Source organism: Nitrospira sp. BLG_2 (assembly GCF_049222245.1).
The window spans coordinates 1-17,162 of the sequence record NZ_JBLYIG010000171.1; the positions used below are offsets into that span (position 1 = coordinate 1).

Here is a 17,162-nt window from a genome sequence, read left to right on the forward strand (position 1 = left end):
CGACTGGATGGAGGCCTTTCCTGAATCGGCCCATGGACCGGTGTGGCTCAAGGCCCTGGAAGCGGGCTACCAAGAGTACCTGTTGGGACACCTACGCGCGCGGACCGCGCACGCCGTTTCCTCCGAGGCGGCGCGCCCGTATTCACAGTCGGTCTACTGCATCGACGTGCGTTCCGAGCCATTCCGCCGCCATCTCGAATCGATCGGCCCGCATGAGACCTATGGCTTCGCCGGCTTCTTTGCCGCCTTTATCCGTTATCGGGCCTGGGGAAAGGAACATGATACGGAACAGTTCCCGGTGATCATGCGGGCAAAGAACGAGGTGCGGGAAATCCCGCGCAGCTATCTCGATCATAAGGTCTCGCTGCACGCGGCGCGGACCAAATGGGTGCATGCCGGCCATACGCTCTTGCATGATCTGAAAGAAAACGTCGTGACCCCTTATGTCATGGTGGAATCGCTTGGCTGGTTTTACGGCCTGCCTATTTTCGGCAAGACATTGGTCCCGGCGCTCTATCAGCGCTGGACCGCCTGGTTGCGGCGTCTGTTCGTTCCCCCTCTGGCTACCACGTTGACGATAGATAAGTTGGCGCCGGGTGAAACGGCCGAGATGCTGGAAGCGGAACAACAAGCCGTGATCCGGGAGGCCTTGCACGAACAATACGGACTCCGTAGCTCCCGTATCGCGCCTGCGCTCGTCGAAGGTCTGCGCCAGCGCGCCTTAACGGTGGAAGGAGACCCGGAGCCGCCGATTGCCGCCGAAGAAATCGAGCGGGCCGGACTCACACCGGAGACGACCAACGCGTTCGTCGAAACTCTGCGGCGGCAGTACGATCTGACGGCGCGATCCGCGTCATGGCACAAAGAACGGCTCACCAGGACCGGTTTCACCTTGGAAGAGCAAGTGCTGACCGTCGACACCGCGCTCCGTATGATGGGGCTGACCAAGAACTTCGCGCGGCTCGTTCTCTTCTGCGCCCACGGGAGCACGTCGGACAACAATCCCTACGAATCCGCGCTCGATTGCGGGGCCTGCGGAGGCAATGAGGGCAAACCCAATGCTCGTGCCCTGGCGATGATGGCGAACAATCAGAAGGTCCGCGAGCGACTCGCCAAACTAAGGATCGACATTCCATCCGACACGCATTTTCTTGCCGGGCAGATGGATACCACGACCGATGCCATACAGCTTTTCGACCTCGAAGACGCCCCGCCGACTCATCGCGTAGACATCGCCCGACTCCAGGAAGACCTCAAAGAAGCCTCCGCGCTCACCAGTCAGGAACGCTGTGCGCGCTTCCCCGATGTCCGGCACGCTCTCAATGAGACGGCAGCGAGAGCGCATGTCCACCGGCGGAGCATTGACTGGAGCCAAGTCAGACCGGAATGGGGACTCTCGAACAATACGTCGTTCCTGATCGGGCGGCGGGAACTGACGAAAGGCCTGGACCTGGGGGGCCGAGTCTTCCTGCACTCGTACGATTATCGGGAAGATCCGAACAATCGGCTGCTCGAAGTGCTGCTCACGGCCCCGCAGGTCGTCGCGCAGTGGATCAACATGGAGCATTATTTCTCCGCGGTCGACAATGAGGTCTATGGTAGCGGGAGCAAAATCTACCATAATGTAGTCGGCCGGCTCGGCATCATGTCCGGACCCTGGAGCGATCTCCGGCTTGGTTTGGCCAAGCAAACCGTCATGAGCGGGGAAGGCGCCTACCATGAGCCCATGCGGCTGTTGACGATCATTGAGGCGCCGCGCCAGCGCATTGAGAAATTGATCGCGCGATACGAAGTCTTACAGCACTTCTATCACAATGAGTGGGTTCATCTGGTCGCGTACGACCCTGAAGATCGGGTTTGGTATCGCTATCATCCCGACGGGACGTGGCACCCGATGTGAAACCTTAGAAGCGTTCGAGAGAAGATCGAGAGCTGGACGGGAAAGGAGAGTTACTGATGAGCTTGATCTTGCATCCGATGAAGGAAATTCGCATTATCATTGCGGGGGAACACCGTGCGTTTGTCACCGATCTGCTGGATCGAGTGAACGCGACCGGGTACACGATTATCGGCAATATCTCAGGAAAAGGACATCATGGATTTCGCGAGGCACACTTCATGTTTAGTGAACAGGAGAGCCTTGAGATTATCATGACTGTTGTGCCGGAAGAAAAAGTCGGGCCCATCCTCGCAGGTCTCCGTCCGCTTTTCGAACGGCATTCCGGTTTCATGCTCGTCGCCGACGTGGCCGTCAGCCGACAGGAGTACTTCGGAAAGAAGGGGACGAAACCGTGACTGCAATTCCTCTTTGAAAAGAGGAGGCAATCCCGCCGTCAAACCTGCGAATGTCTTTGACCTGACCCTCCTTCAAACATCGCTTGATCGTCTCCCTATGTCCACCCAGTTGCGGCTCGATGCAAACCGTGCAGTTCGTAGGAATGACCTGCTTGCATGGAGACACGGGACCGACTTTGAGTACATTACACTACACGTGCTCTTCACAGGGAAAAGAAAACACCTTGAGCGGGATAGGCGTGTCTCGCGAAGACGCTTTTCGTGTTGCATGAAGTGCTTGAAGCGCGCTGACCGCCTTGTCCGCCTGGTCGGGCGAAAGGACCGCAAAAATGATCGCATTGGTGTCGGGATTGAGGAACGTCCCAAACACTCTTCCCGTGACTCCGTTGCCCATGACGTTGCTCATGATGGTGTAGGCTTTGACACCATTACTCTGTAGGAGTTCTTCCAAGTCACTTAACATCGAGTCCCGAGCCACAATGATGAGAGTTCTCATGTGCGCGATCCCTCCTTGCTACTCAGTATAGTATGGACGACAACAATCAAGATCTCCGATGTTCTCTCGCTCAGTTGGGGGATGTATCCTATCTCATGGACGGTTCGCGACTCAATTCCTGACCAACAGATCGCCATTGTGCCTCGGGTCCCTCGATAATAGGGATGGAATCCACCGCCGTGGCTATCCAGCGTTAGCCGATTCGTCCTGGAAAGAGTGACCGTAGGGTTGAGCGCAACAAAGCTGCTTCGCCATACGCGGCGAGTTTTGTCTACGCCATCTTCCGTGTCGCCTGTAGCATGTACCCGTTTTATTTCTACGGAATTAGACTCGAATGTCCGAGGGGTTTCGCTGGTTGCTCCTTTGGCGCCACGGCTTCAGGAGTCTTTGGCTCTCCAACACCGAGGTCGTAACCCGGAGGAGGCGTGACGACACGCACGGTGTTCCCTTCGAGCAACGCGGCACTGGGATTGTTTACAATACGGTCGCCGACTGAAAGTCCCTCTTCCACTTCGACATATTTGTCCATAAGTCTACTGACCTTGATGGGTTTCAAGTGAATGCGATTGTCGTCCGTTACCACAGCCACTTGCGTGCCGTGTTCCTGGAACACCAATGCAGTAGAGGGCATCGTGAAGGCTTGTCGATCTACCGGCGCCGTAAGACGGACTCGGGCGAAGGAGCCGGGCCAGAGCGCATGGTCCTCGTTGTCGATCGTAAACACCGTGGTCGCAGTGCGGGTGCCTACATCGAATCCACGAGCAACGGTCAGAAACTCGAAGTTGAAGTGCCGATGAGGCAATTGAGGCACGGTGACGTCGGCCGTCAAGCCCGGCTGAAGGAAAGGCCCGAACTGCTCCGGAACGTTGACAAAGAGGCGCAACTTATCGACGACGGCTACCGTATAGAGGTTAGTTTTCGCATTGGGGGTGCCGAGAGCGCCCTCCTTCGTGACCAAGTCTCCGACGTTGATGTTGCGTTGGATCACAACACCCTCAAACGGCGCGACGATCTTTTTGAACCCAATGAACGCTTCGATGTTCTTGACCTTTTGCTCCGCTGCTTGGACCACCGCCGCTTGGGCGTGCATGTTTTGTTCCTGTATCGTGATCGACTGTTCGGAGACTGCATGGTTGGATCGCATCGCCTGATAGCGTGTTGCCGTCACTTCGGCGAGTTTATACCTAGCGCGCTCTGATTTCAGATCCGCATGGGCCTGTCTATATTCGGCATCGAGGTCCGGCGTGTTGATTTCAGCGAGAATATCTCCCTTCTTTACACAGTCTCCATACCCCTTGTGCCACATCTCCACATAGCCGGTGACGCGCGCATAGATCGGTGCTTCGTACCATCCGACAATATTGCCGGGAAGGACAATAGATTCTGTCGCGGGGACCGGCTCGGGAGAGACGATGGCCACGGTGGGAACAGCCTCTTCAAGGGTGTTGTCGCGCAGCAAGGCGGTGTCGCTTTTGGCCTCATGTATACGATAGCCGACATAGAGCCCACACAGAAGGATTGCTAAGAAGGCCAGGCGTTTTCGGCTGATGATCTTCATCGGGATAGGACTTGTCCTTTATGCCGAAGCATTCGAGCGGTTGTACATGATCGCGTACACGCAAGGCACGAAAAGCAGGGTGAAGAGAGTAGCCACGAGCAAGCCACCGATGACCGCACGACCCAGCGGTGCGTTCTGCGAATAGCCTGTGGCCATGGGCAGCATCCCGATGATCATGGCCGAGGCTGTCATCAACACGGGACGGAACCGAGTCGTGCCGGCTTCGATCGCAGCCTGTATGGCGTTGCCGTGCTCTTGGAGCCGTTCACGCGCATACGACACAACGAGGATGGAATTGGCGGTTCCCGTACCCATGCACATGATGGCGCCTGTCAGCGCGGGTTCTGAGAGACGCGGATGGGTCAGGAACAATGCCCACGCGATGCCCGCCAGTGCGCCAGGCAAGGCCGCGATGATGATGAAAGGATCGAGCCAGGATTGGAAGTTGACGACGATCAAGAGATAGACCAGTACGACTGCACCGAGTAGACCGAAGAGCAGCTCAGAATAGGCGTCCCGCATCAGCTCCGCCTGACCATGGATCTCAACTTTTGCACTATCGGGCTTCTCGTGCTCCAGACTGTGAGTCACTCGTTCGACGTCCGCCAGCACAGCGCCGAGATCGCGCTCTTCGGTTGATACATAAATGTCGAATAGCGGCATGATGTTGCCATGCGTGACCACACCCGGCGTACCTTCCACCGACAGGTCGGTTAAGTTGCCGAGGAGTTGCACATCGTTATTGGACATATCGTTTGACCTGTCGACCGGGACGGTCTTGAGACTGTTGATGCTATTGATGAAGGGCTGCGGTGTGTAAACATTGATCAGATACGACATACCGGTCGGAGGATCGAGCCAGTAGATCTGATCGACCTGTTGGCTTCCGGCGGTCGTCATCAATAAATTATCGGCCATGTCGGATAGGGTCCTGTCGACTCCGAGTCCGAACGTACGGTTGCCTTCGACCATCATGGTCGGTGTGCGCATCGTCTGCTGTATGACGACGTCTTTGGCGCCCGGGATCTCGCGGAATTTGTCCATCAATTTGCGTGCGAACTCATAGTTTGAGTGGATGTCCGGGCCGTTGACCTGCACGTCGATCGGGGCGGGTGCGCCAAAATTGAGGATTTTGGCGGTCAGATCAGACGGCTGGAAGGTGAATTCGGTCCCCGGGTACCGGTCGTTCAAGCCCTTTCGGACGATCCGCCGGTACTCCCACACAGGCGACTTTTCATCCTTCAAAAGGATCGTCAAGTCGCAATCCTGAGAGCCGATCGTCGGCGTCGGAATGAACGCGAGGTTGTGCGGACCGACCGGCAGGCCGCAGTTGCTGACGATGTTTTCGACTTGACCGGGTAACAGCTCTTCGATGCTGTTCGACACCAATGTGGCCAGACGCCCGCTCACCTCGATGCGTGTCCCGAGCGGAGCCCGCATATGCATTTGCAACACCCCCGATCGGATTTCCGGGAAATAGTCACGCCCGAGGAAAAAATAAATGCCCATCGAGGCCATTGCGATCAGGAGCGAAATAGTGACGAAGGCGCGGCGACGACCGATCACCTGTTCCAACAGCGAGGCGTAGCGCTCGCGGAACCGGCTGAAGCGTTGCTCGAATCCCCGCTGAAAGCGGACGAAGATATTCCGCGAGTGTTCCGCATCGGATGTCGGATGTCGGGGTTCATGTGGGTGCGGCATGCGACTTTTCATCATGTACTTCGCCATGGTCGGCACCAGGGTGAACGAAAGGATGAAGGAGGCGAGCATCGCAATGATGACCGCCTCCGCCATGGGCATAAACAAATAGCCGGAGCTGCCGGTGAGCCCGAAGAGTGGAAACCAGGCAATCGCGATGCATAGCGTGGCCACGAACGTCGGAACGGCGATCTGACTGGCGGCGTCTATGATCGCCTGCTCCAGGGGCGTGCCGGTGTCGAGGTGACGATCGATGTTTTCGATCATCACAATCGCATTATCCACCAGGATCCCTACAGCCAGGGCCAAACCTCCCAGGGTCATGACGTTGATGGTCTCTCCGAGCCAATGAAGCCCGATGATCGCGGTCAGAATGGACAGAGGGATCGAAGTCCAGACGATGACGGTTGCCCGCCAGGAGCCGAGCAACAGCAACACGATGAGACCGACCAGCGCGCCGGCGGTCAGCATTTCATGGAGCACGTCCGAGATTGAATCCTTGACGAAGATTGAGGCGTCGTCGAGCAGTCTGATCGTGACACCCTTGGGAGAGATCTGCTCGGCTCGAGGGATCATCTGCTTGATTCCATCCACCACCTCCAGGGTCGAGGCCTCGGTGCTTTTCATGACGAGGATGATGACGATCTGTTTGCCTTTCACCAGCACCATGTTCTGCTGTACCCGTCCCATGAGCTGCACAGAGGCCACGTCACGCAGATAGACGAACGCGTTGCCTTCCCGCTTGATCGGAATATTGGAAAATTCCTCGATCTTCATCGGTGACGCATTCGTCTGGACGATCCAGTCCGTCGTGTGAATCTTGATGTCGCCGGTGGGCAACACCCGGTACTGTTTCATGAGGACATCGTGAATGTCTGACGGTGTCAGGCTCCGAGCCAGCATTTTCTGCGGATCGAGGTTGACCATGACCTGCATATCCTGGCCTCCATAGGGGTGCGGCAGGATGGCCCCGTTGACGGTGATGAGCAGAGGACGGATACGCATGTAGGCGAGGTTATAGAGCTCCGCGGGGGTCATGTCATCGGAGCTGATTTCGAGCATGGCCACTGGGATGGAGGATGGAGCGAGACGCATGACCATGGGCGGTGAGATATCCGGCGGGAGCGCTTTGACGACATTCTGCGCAATGCCCACGATGTCCGCTTCAGCCCGGCCTACGTCGACCCCGTCCTGTAGATCCATCTTGGTGATGCTGCTGCCGTAGTAAGAGTGACTATGGATATACTTGATGCCTTCCACCGTCGAGGTCAGGAAACGTTCGAACAGATACGTAATGCGCCCTTCCACCTGTTGCGGCAGCAAGCCAGAGTAGATCCACACAACGGATGTGACGGGGGTCAAGATATTCGGCAAGACATCGGTCGGCATGTGGAGGATCGTCCTTCCCCCGAACAGCACGATGAGGATCGACATCACCACGAAGGTGTACGGCCGACGCAAGGCTATTCCGATAATCTGCCTCATCTTGCCACCACGACCTGTGTTGCCGGTTCTCGTAGCGATGCCATGACAGGTTGTCCGTTCCTTACCATCTTGTCCGTTGTGTGAGCGTTCATGTGGTTGAAGTTCGGTGAGTTCCTCACACCACGCGATGCACCCACCTACACGGGAATGTACGGCTTGAAGCCAAGGGGGCTACATAACTTGAACCACTGTGAATAGCTCGTCTCCCGGCGAACTCGACATACCTCCATAAAATCAGCAAATGAGATGCCATACCTAGCAGACTAAGGAAGAGCATCATTTTGATTGAAACCAACTGAGCAGGATATGCCAAGACTTTGTGACAGGAATGGCGCTGCGTGCCACAAATGAACAGGCGGAGAGCTTTACAAAGATGTGGGTTCTCGTGAGGACGAATCAGGCGCGTGGGTCGAGGCCCCTACTCGGATTGCATCGCCGAGTACTGACCCACGCGCACGAGTAACAGAACTTCGGTACTTCCTGACCGTGACCTTGTGATGAGGGCTTTCCTCTAGGCTCCAGCACTAGGCTTGTGGTGTGAACGGAAGAGTCCGCTCTGCCCACTCTGTTCTCCTTCAAAGTCCCTCAATACGGCCCCCCCCATGCGAACCCGTCCTTATGGAGACACTGCTGGACGAAGTCGGGTTAGATCATTGTATAAATGGTTATTGTCTGCATGGACATCAATCCCCCCAGCCGGCGCGGGCTTGTCAAGGTTGACATATTGGAACGTCCCAAACGGTTGAATCTGGTCATCAGAGGGCAACTGCTTACGGTTCCACCCTCCCCCCAGCGCCCGAATGAGCTCGACCGAGGATTTGAGCAAATCCGCCTTGATGATAATGGACTCGATGCGGGCCTCCAGCGTATTGACCTGCGCGAAAATAAGTTCCAGGCTTGAGGCCAATCCGCCTCGGTACAGATCGGTGGTCAGCGTTTGCGTTTTGAAATTCGCCTGCACGGCGGCATCTTGCCGATCCGCCGCGAGCGTCAGCCGATTCGTCAGGGTCAAATTGTTTTCCACCTCGCGAAACGCATTGAGCACGGTTGCCCGATACCGGTCTTCTGTCTCGCGATACGCGGACCACGCCTGTTGCAATTGGGCGCGGCGATACCCGCCTTGAAAGACCGGCATCGACACTTCCGCGCCATACGCCCAAAACGTATGGGCCAGTTTGATCAAGTCGTACCCGTCTTCGAATCCTCCGCCCGCACGGAATGACACATTCGGGAAAAACGCGGCGCGGGCGATGCCGATGACACGGTTGGCCTGCGCCATCCGTCGCTCGCTCGCGGCGATGTCCGGTCGACGCTCCAGCAAGGTGGCAGGCAAGGTACGCGGAATCGTAAAACTGGCGACACGGAGATCATTGACCGGATCGATCGTGAAGCTGGAGGGCGCCATATTGAGCAGGATGGCGATCGCTTGTTCCGTCAGTTGGCGTTGTCCTTGAATCTGCGCCAATCTTGTCTCCGTGCTGAACAGCAGTGATTCGACACGGGCGACATCGAGCGCCGAGGCCAGCTTTCCAACGAACTGCGCCTTGACCAGCCCGAGTGACTGTTTGTAGAGATCAATGGATTGGCTATACGTCGCGGTTTGAGCGTCAAACCCCCGAAGGATAACATAGTCCGACACCACCTCCGCTTGCAGACTGAGGCGCGCGAGTCCCCAGTCGGCGGCACGTTCCTGAGCGGTGTACGTCTCCACTCGCGTGGCATTCCGCATGGCCGACCAGAAATCGGGTTCCCAGGTTGCCAGCCCCCCAAGTTCCATGGTGCTTCCCTGAATGGGGATATTCTCGGGGCGAAAGAGTTTGTCAACCGATTGTCGTTCGTGTCTCCCCCCAAACCCGATGCCGAGCTGCGGGAGATACTGAGCCCGGGCCTTCATCATCATGTCTCGAGACTGCACAAAGCGCTCGGCCGCGGCCTGGAGATCCGGGTTGGCCTCAATAGCTTGCTCCACCAGCTGGTCCAGCACCGGATCCTCGTACAGTTTCCACCAATCGGGGCGCAGCTCATCATCCGACGGTTTCGCCACCACGAAGGGACTCGAGCCCTGCCAGGAAGCCGGCACGACATATTGCGGCGGCTCATAGGTGGGCGCCAAATCGGCCCGCGGCAAAAAGTCACTGCAAGCCGATAGGGTCAGCACCAAAAACAAGATGCCGCTTGGCCATCTCCAGGTGCGCGTGTTGTGCATCATGCTCATTGTCATGGGTAAGCCGTCGCTCCTATCTCCTCGACACCTGGATGTCATAACACTTTTGCTGTCTGTTTCTTCTCCACCGGAGCTCCGGGATGGAGAACGTCATAGCCTACGGCAGGTTCGACGATGCGCACCTTATCGCCTTCGAGCAATGCGGCGCTCGGATTATTCACAATACGGTCGCTCTCAGAAATCCCATCGGTCACTTCGATGTAGTTATCGAAGATTTTGGCGACCGCGATGGGCTTAAAGTGAAGTCGATCGTCCTCTCCCACGACGGCCACCTGCGTGCCATGCTCCTGAAAGACCATCGCGCTCGTCGGAATCGTCATCACCCCTCTCTCCACCGGAGCGGTCAGACGAACGGTGGCGTATGAGCCCGGCCAGAGTACCCGGTCCTCATTATCAATGGTAAAGACCGCGACCGCGGTGCGTGTGCTCACATCAAACCCCTTGGACACGGTCAGAAACTTGAACGTGAAATGACGATTTGGGAATTGCGGGACGGTCACATCGGCCGTCAGGCCGGGGCTGAGGAAAGCCCCAAAGGACTCCGGCACGCTCACAAAGAGCCGCAACTTATCGACCACAGCCACGGTAAAGAGGTTGTTTTTCGCGTTGGGGGTGTTGAGATTGCCCTCCTTACTGACCAAGTCACCGACACTGATATTGCGCTGAATCACGACTCCGTCGAACGGGGCCGTGATCTGTTTAAACCCGATGAACGCCGCGATATTTTTGACCTTTTGCTCCGCCGCCGCGACTTTCGCCGCCTGGGCTTTCGCCTCGGCGATTTGCACCGAGATGGCTTGCTCAGAGAGGGCCTGGTTTTGTCGCATCGCCACGTAGCGTTTGGCGGTCAGGTCGGCCAGCGCATTCTTGGCACGTTCGGATTCCAGATCCGCAACGGCCTGTCGGTATTCGGCATCGAGATCAGGCGTTGTAATTTCGGCGAGGACTTCGCCTTTCTTCACGTCATGGCCGTAGTCCGTGTGCCACTCCTTCACGTAGCCTGTGACACGCGCATAGATGGGAGCCTCGTTCCAACCGACAATATTGCCGGGGAGCGTAATGGTATCGGTCGGCTCTGACAGCTTGGCTTGCGTGAGGGCCACCGGGGTTATGGCGCTTTCCAAACTTTCCGCCTGCAATGCGACTGCCTCCTGCTGATTCTCGCTAAACCGATAACCGAGAAACAAGAGTCCCACGATGATAACTAGGATCATAGGGGTTGATCTACCTAAGTTATTCATATTATACACACTCCTTTTGGAGAACAGTTCGACGGTGATAGATGATGGCGTAGACGCAGGGAACGAAAAACAACGTGAATAGGGTTGCGACGGTCAATCCGCCCATGACGGCGCGACCAAGCGGGGCATTCTGGGAATTGGCCATGGCCATCGGAAGCATGCCGATGATCATGGCGGCAGCAGTCATGAGTACCGGACGAATACGACCCTTGCCCGCCTCGACCGCGGCTCGCAGCGCGTCACCGTGGACAGCGAGCCGCTCACGGGCATATGCGACGAGCAGGATTGAATTGGCAGTGGCCGTACCTATCGTCATGATGGCGCCGGTCAGCGCCGGTACGGAAAGATTGGTATGAGTCGCGAACAGTGACCAGGCAATGCCCGCGAACGCGCCCACCAAGGCCGTAATAATGATGAAGGGATCAAGCCAGGACTGGAAATTGACGACGATCAGAAGATAAACCAACAGGATGGCGATGATGAGACCACCTCCTAGCTCGACAAAGGCATCGTGCATGACTTCCGACTGACCATGGATTTCAACTTCCGAACCGCGCGGTAGCTCATCCTTCATGCTCTCCGCTATTTTTCGGACATCCGCCAACACGCCACCGAGATCGCGTCCCTCCGCCGATACGAGGAGGTCGATCATCGGCAGGAGGTTTCGGTGCGTCACCACACCCGGCGTTCCGATCAAGGACAGTTTGGTCATATTGCCGAGCAATTGCAGATTCTCTTCCGAATCTACCCCTTGTTCGCGCATTTCCGGCGCGACCGGGATCGTCTTGAGATCTTTCACGCTCGTCAACTGTGGTTGCGGGGTATAGACGTTGAGACGATAAGACTGTTGCGTCGAACGATCGAGCCAATATTTCTGATCAATCTGTTGGCTACCGGCCGTCGCCAAAAGCATGTTGAAGCCAAAGTCTTTCTGGTTGAGATTCATGCCGAGCGCGAATCTTCGATCGCCTTCGACCAGAATCGTCGGCTGAAACATCGTTTGATAGATATAGACATCGGCGGCACCGGGAATTTGTCGGAATTTCCCCGCCAATTTTTGAGCATACGCATAATTCGCATAGAGGTCCGGCCCATTGATTTGTAGGTCGATTGGCGCGAGCGAACCGAAATTGAGAATCTTATCGGTCAGATCAGCCGGCTGAAACGTGAATTCGGTTCCTGGATAGCGCTCCGACAAACCTTTGCGCAGAGTGTTCCGATATTCCCACACCGGTGACCTTTGATCCTTCAGCGTGATGGTGAGGTCGCAATCCTGAGTGCCGATCGTTGGGGATGGAATGAAGGCGAGGTTATGGGCTCCGACAGGAAGACCACAGTTGCTGACAATCGCTTCCACACCGGGCAACATTCCCCTGATGTCGTTTGAAGCGAGAGCGGCAATACGCCCCGCGGCCTCGATCCGCAGGCCGAGCGGCGCCCGCATGTGCATCTGCAACACTCCTCCCTTGATCTGGGGGAAGAACTCCTGGCCGTTGAAGTAAAAAAGAACGAGCGATCCCAACGCGAACACCATGGAGATCGTGACGAAACGCACGCGGTGGGCGACCACGCGTTCCAGCAGCGCGGCATAGCGATCACGGAATCGGTCGAAGGACTCCTGAAAGCCTTGCTGGAAGCGAGAAAAGACGCCGCCTCCCAACTCCGTCTGATGATGAGCCTTCAGAATATACTTCGCCATCGTCGGCACAAGGGTATAGGTCAAGATAAAGGAAGCCAGCATCGCGAAGACGACGGCCTTGGCCATCGCCGGAAACACCCAGCCGGCAATGCCACTCAGATGGAACAACGGGACCCACACGATTGTGATGGCAAGCGTGGCGACGAACGTCGGGAGAATGATCTGATTGGCGGCGTCGATGATCGACGTCTCCAACGGCTTCCCCATGGCGAGGTGGGTATCGATATTCTCGATCATGACCGCGGCGTTGTCGACGAGAATGCCGACGGCCAAGGCAAGTCCACCAAGGGTCATAATATTGATCGATTCCTCGAGCAGATGAAGGCCTATGAGAGAGCTGAGGATGGAGAGCGGGATCGAGGTGAGCACGATTACCGTCGGGCGCCAGGAGCCAAGTAGCAGCAGCACGATGAAGCCGACCAGCGCGGCAGCGATGACCATTTCATGCACCACATCGCTGATGGCATCCTTTACGAAGACCGAGGAGTCGCTGATGAGACTCACGTTTACGTCCGACGGCACGACCTCCTGAATCCGCGGGAGCATTTTTTTGATTCCGTCCACGATGTCTATGGTCGATGCCTCACTGCTCTTCATGACGACGACGATGACGGCCTGTTTGCCGTCGACCAGCACGGAGTTCGTTTGTACTCGTCCGGCAAGGCGAACCGTGGCGACATCGCGCAGATGAATGAAGGCGTTGCCCTCTCGCTTAATCGGAATGTCGTCAAACTCTTCGATCTTCAACGGAGATGCGTTCGTCAAGACGAGCCAATCGGTCTCCTTGATCTTCATGTCTCCACCAGGCAGCACGAGATTTTGCCTCTCGATAGCTTGGTGCACGTCCTCCGTGGTGAGATGACGGGCCATTAACTTCTGCTGATCGACATTGATCATGACCTGCATGTCCTGGCCACCGTAAGGGTGTGGCAGGATCGCACCGGGTATCGTGACGAGCATGGGTCGAATTCGCATGACACAGAGATTGTAGAGCTCCGCCGGTGTCTGCACGTCGGATTCGACTTGCAATACGGCCACCGGCACTTGGGAGGGGAACAGCCTCATAACCATTGGCGCGGCAACATCCGGTGGTAGCGCCTTGACGGAGGTTTGCGATATTCCCACGATATCGGCCTCGCTACCGGCTAGATCGACCCCGTCTTGAAGAAAAATATTGATGATGGAGTGGCCGAAATAGGAAGTGCTTACAATGGTCTTGATGCCTTCGACCGTCTGAGTCAACATTTGTTCAAAGACACGCGTGACTCGCCCTTCCGTCTCTTGCGGCATCAAGCCATCGTAGAGCCAGACCACGGAACTGACGGGCATCTGAATATTTGGGAAGACGTCGGTCGGTGCCTCGACGATCGTCAGTGCCCCGAACACCAGGATAAGGATAGCCAAAACCACAAACGTATAAGGTTTTCTTAAGGCAATCTGGACCAGATTATTCATACGATGAGATCCCTATAGATATTAATGTTGTCCTCAGGGAGCGCGATCCTCTTCTTATATATGAACTCGGTTTTCCGATTTTCGACTACGCACTAGGCTACCTGTCTCTTTGTCCTAACCCCTTGAGCCATGGTTCATGAGTAAACGTCTAGCAAGGTGTTTGCCTAACCTGTGCGAGACACAAAAGTGTGACAATTGGATACGAATGTAGGCGGCTTGCTCAGGAGTAGAGGGGGATTGTGTGTGTCAAAATTATACAGTGTGCCAAAGGTAGTCAGAGAGGTGGGTAGGTGGCTTATTGAACGGGGGTGTCTTATTCAATATCTTTGTGTTTATGCTCGTCTTTTTTTGGTCTGGCGTTCCCCCCTTTCTCTTGGGCTGTCGTCAACAACAGCGACTTCCACCGACTCCCTAACCACCGGATCGATACCAATGCTGATGCGAATAGAAAACGGCGCTACCGGGATCAGTGCCGATCTATGGCCAAACTCTTCTCATTGAGAAGTGTGCACATTGAAAATGAGCTGTGTGTGCGTTAACGCTCTTTTTGGAAGAGATTGCCGCGACGTGTGGTCTAGGGATGATGAAAGCTATCGGTTAATCAGTCGACGACAGAGATACTCCGTCGGGATCATGTTTTGCAGCGTTTTATAGGGATGTGTCCATGTGTCTGTGTCGATGTATCATTGTGGACCTGATCGAATGCGCCAAATACGGAAGGCAACAGGCGAAGGTTTCGCACATTAATAGCAGGATCACTTTCTTTCATCGGAACAACGTCCCACGATGAATGGTTGCCCGGGAAGCGCTTCGTGACTTTCGGATGTCATCGAACCTATTACATGTATATAAGTATATGGAGGGGAAGCTTGACGATGTCGAGATGTTCAAGAAGTGGTTCAAGATCGACGGTATCATGGCTTGGTTTATCGTCACCGGAGCCATCCTTGTCGGATTGTCGATCGGCGTCATGACGTTCCTTGAAAGCGACATCGTTAACCGTGCAGGAGCGCATAATCGACAAGTCGCGTTTCTCCGCATCGCCGAGTTTATGGGCGACATGATCGTCAAGACGGGAGGGATTCGAAATCGCACGGTCCTGCAAGAACTTATCGAAGACGTTCGGGAAGTCCTGGCCGGGATTCAGCGTCTTTCCGTGTTCGAAATTACGCAAGAATCCAGCTTGCTTGTTATGACGACCGATCCGAAGGCGGTGCCCCAAACGTTGGATCTTGAGGAACGAGCCGAGATTCAAGCAGGGCGTTCGGTCATGCAACTCGATGAATCCTCGGCAGAGCGGGCCTGGCGTATTACAGCCCCGATTGCGATCGACGGCAAGGTCGTCGGAGCATTGCGCGGGCTGTTTTCGGTGAAAGAGTATGATGATCTCATCAAGCAGGAAATTGAACTGGCCAAAGCCATCGGCATAGGCGTCGTCCTCGTCGCATCATTGACCTTTTTGCTGCTGATTCGGATCAAGATCCATCATCCGATTCACCGACTCTTGTATGCCATGCGGAACGTGGAGGCCGGAGATTTGTCCGGCCATGCATCCATCACAGGCCCCGTCGAAATCCGAGAGGTGACGGCTCAGTTCAATCGCATGCTCGATCGTGTGCGTGAAGCCGGATTGGAGAAGGATCGTCTTTTGAAGGAGATTCAACATTTCAATCAGACCCTTCAGAAACGAGTCTCGGAGGCCGCAGCAGAATTGCAGCGGACGAACCTTGAACTCGTGGAGGCAAGGCTCGCGGTGGAAGGAAGTCAGCGTTTAGCCGCTCTTGGAGAATTGTCGGCGACGATGGCCCATGAATTGGGCAACCCATTAAATGCCCTTTCCGGCCATCTGCAAATGCTCACCCATGCCGGCGATTCCCCGAGCCGATGGCGACATCTTGCCGTCATTCGCTCAGAGGTCGATCGCATGGTCGCCATTATCGAACAGGTGTTGGATCAGACTCGTGTGCGGCTCCGATCGGCTCCCTCGAATCTCAATGGCATCATCCAAGAAGTACTGTCCCTGCTCTCACTAGGCCTGCAAAAGCAACACGTGGTTCTGAAGACGGACTTACAAATCGATCTCCCGCCGGTCGCCGGAGACCCTCGTGCCCTGCATGGATTGTTGTTCAACATCGCCGCCAATGCCGTTCAGGCGATGCCGTCCGGCGGGGAGTTGATCATCCGAACACGCGCCGCTTGCACGACGGAGCTCCCAGGAACCGTCATAGTGAGTGAGGGTGCGCTCGTCAATGGCACGGCGGTCCGCTTGACCATCGCCGACACGGGCAACGGGATCCGTCCGGAACACTTATCTAGAATATTCGAACCGTTTTTCACGACACGACATGAGGCAGGGGGAACGGGACTCGGATTGGCGATCTGTCAACGCGTGGTGACCGACAGCGGCGGCCGGCTCGCCGTGAAGAGCGCCGTGGGACAGGGCACGGAGTTCACGGTGGATCTACCTTTATGGAAGGAGCGGGACATCCGCAATTGCCAATGAGTGACGTGCCCTCCATCCTCGTCGTGGATGATGATCAGCAGAATCGCGACATGTTGACCGAAGCCTTGAGCCAAGCCGGCTTTGCCGTGGATGCGGCGGGTGACGGCGTTGAAGCCCTCAGCAAGGTCAACGAAGCGACGTATGATGCCGTCTTGAGCGATATCCGCATGTCCCCCTTGTCCGGTCTGGACCTGCTGGATTCTTTTCGCAAGACCATGCCGGAAGTACCCGTCGTGCTGTTGACCGCGTTCGGCTCCGTCGACACGGCGATCCAAGCCATGAAGCAAGGAGCATCCGATTACCTTGCCAAGCCGGTGAATCTCGAAGAACTCGTGCTCACCATGACACGCGCTGTCGAGTACCGGCGCTTGATCCAGGACAATCGCTCGCTGCAGCGCGCGTTCAGTGAACGCCCACGGGCTGCGTCGTTGATCGGCCAGAGCAAGAAGATGGTGGAGGTGTTCAAACTCGTCGGCCGTGTCTCCCGCAGCCGAACCGCCGTGTTGAT

10 protein-coding genes are annotated in these 17,162 nt (G+C 56.1%); 4 read left to right on the forward strand and 6 right to left on the reverse strand.

Going from position 1 to position 17,162, the window contains the following annotated elements:
- Both ACOSYY_RS04725 and ACOSYY_RS04730 read left to right on the forward strand, forming a co-directional pair.
- The coding region (locus tag ACOSYY_RS04725; protein WP_421661117.1) for a putative inorganic carbon transporter subunit DabA at positions 1-1,900 on the forward strand (1,900 nt) is incomplete at its 5' end.
- 56 nt (positions 1,901-1,956) lie between these two features.
- Positions 1,957-2,295: a P-II family nitrogen regulator gene (locus tag ACOSYY_RS04730; RefSeq protein WP_421661118.1), complete on the forward strand. Its 339-nt coding sequence runs from the start codon at positions 1,957-1,959 to the stop codon at positions 2,293-2,295.
- A gap of 190 nt (positions 2,296-2,485) precedes the next feature.
- On the opposite strand, the gene ACOSYY_RS04735 is transcribed toward ACOSYY_RS04730, so the two are convergent.
- The 6 genes from ACOSYY_RS04735 to ACOSYY_RS04760 all read right to left on the reverse strand — a co-directional run bounded on the left by ACOSYY_RS04735 (position 2,486) and on the right by ACOSYY_RS04760 (position 14,151).
- Positions 2,486-2,791, reverse strand: a complete 306-nt coding sequence (locus tag ACOSYY_RS04735) for a P-II family nitrogen regulator (protein ID WP_421661119.1) — start codon at positions 2,789-2,791, stop codon at positions 2,486-2,488.
- A gap of 316 nt (positions 2,792-3,107) precedes the next feature.
- Complete coding sequence (locus ACOSYY_RS04740; RefSeq protein ID WP_421661120.1) at positions 3,108-4,349, reverse strand: efflux RND transporter periplasmic adaptor subunit; 1,242 nt, start codon at positions 4,347-4,349, stop codon at positions 3,108-3,110.
- 18 nt (positions 4,350-4,367) lie between these two features.
- Positions 4,368-7,532, reverse strand: a complete 3,165-nt coding sequence (locus ACOSYY_RS04745; protein ID WP_421661121.1) for an efflux RND transporter permease subunit — start codon at positions 7,530-7,532, stop codon at positions 4,368-4,370.
- Positions 7,533-8,148: 616 nt separating this feature from the next.
- Positions 8,149-9,741 carry an efflux transporter outer membrane subunit gene (locus tag ACOSYY_RS04750; protein WP_421661122.1) on the reverse strand — a complete coding sequence of 531 codons (1,593 nt, stop codon included), beginning with the start codon at positions 9,739-9,741 and terminating at the stop codon, positions 8,149-8,151.
- Positions 9,742-9,791: 50 nt separating this feature from the next.
- Positions 9,792-10,970, reverse strand: coding sequence for an efflux RND transporter periplasmic adaptor subunit (locus ACOSYY_RS04755; protein WP_421661123.1), 1,179 nt, complete (start codon positions 10,968-10,970; stop codon positions 9,792-9,794).
- A gap of 28 nt (positions 10,971-10,998) precedes the next feature.
- Complete coding sequence (locus tag ACOSYY_RS04760; RefSeq protein ID WP_421661124.1) at positions 10,999-14,151, reverse strand: efflux RND transporter permease subunit; 3,153 nt, start codon at positions 14,149-14,151, stop codon at positions 10,999-11,001.
- 883 nt (positions 14,152-15,034) lie between these two features.
- On the opposite strand from ACOSYY_RS04760, the gene ACOSYY_RS04765 reads away from it, so the two are divergent.
- Positions 15,035-16,654: a sensor histidine kinase gene (locus ACOSYY_RS04765; RefSeq protein WP_421661125.1), complete on the forward strand. Its 1,620-nt coding sequence runs from the start codon at positions 15,035-15,037 to the stop codon at positions 16,652-16,654.
- A 5-nt stretch (positions 16,655-16,659) separates the two neighbouring features.
- On the forward strand, positions 16,660-17,162 hold a 503-nt coding region (locus ACOSYY_RS04770; RefSeq protein ID WP_421661126.1), incomplete at its 3' end, for a sigma-54-dependent transcriptional regulator.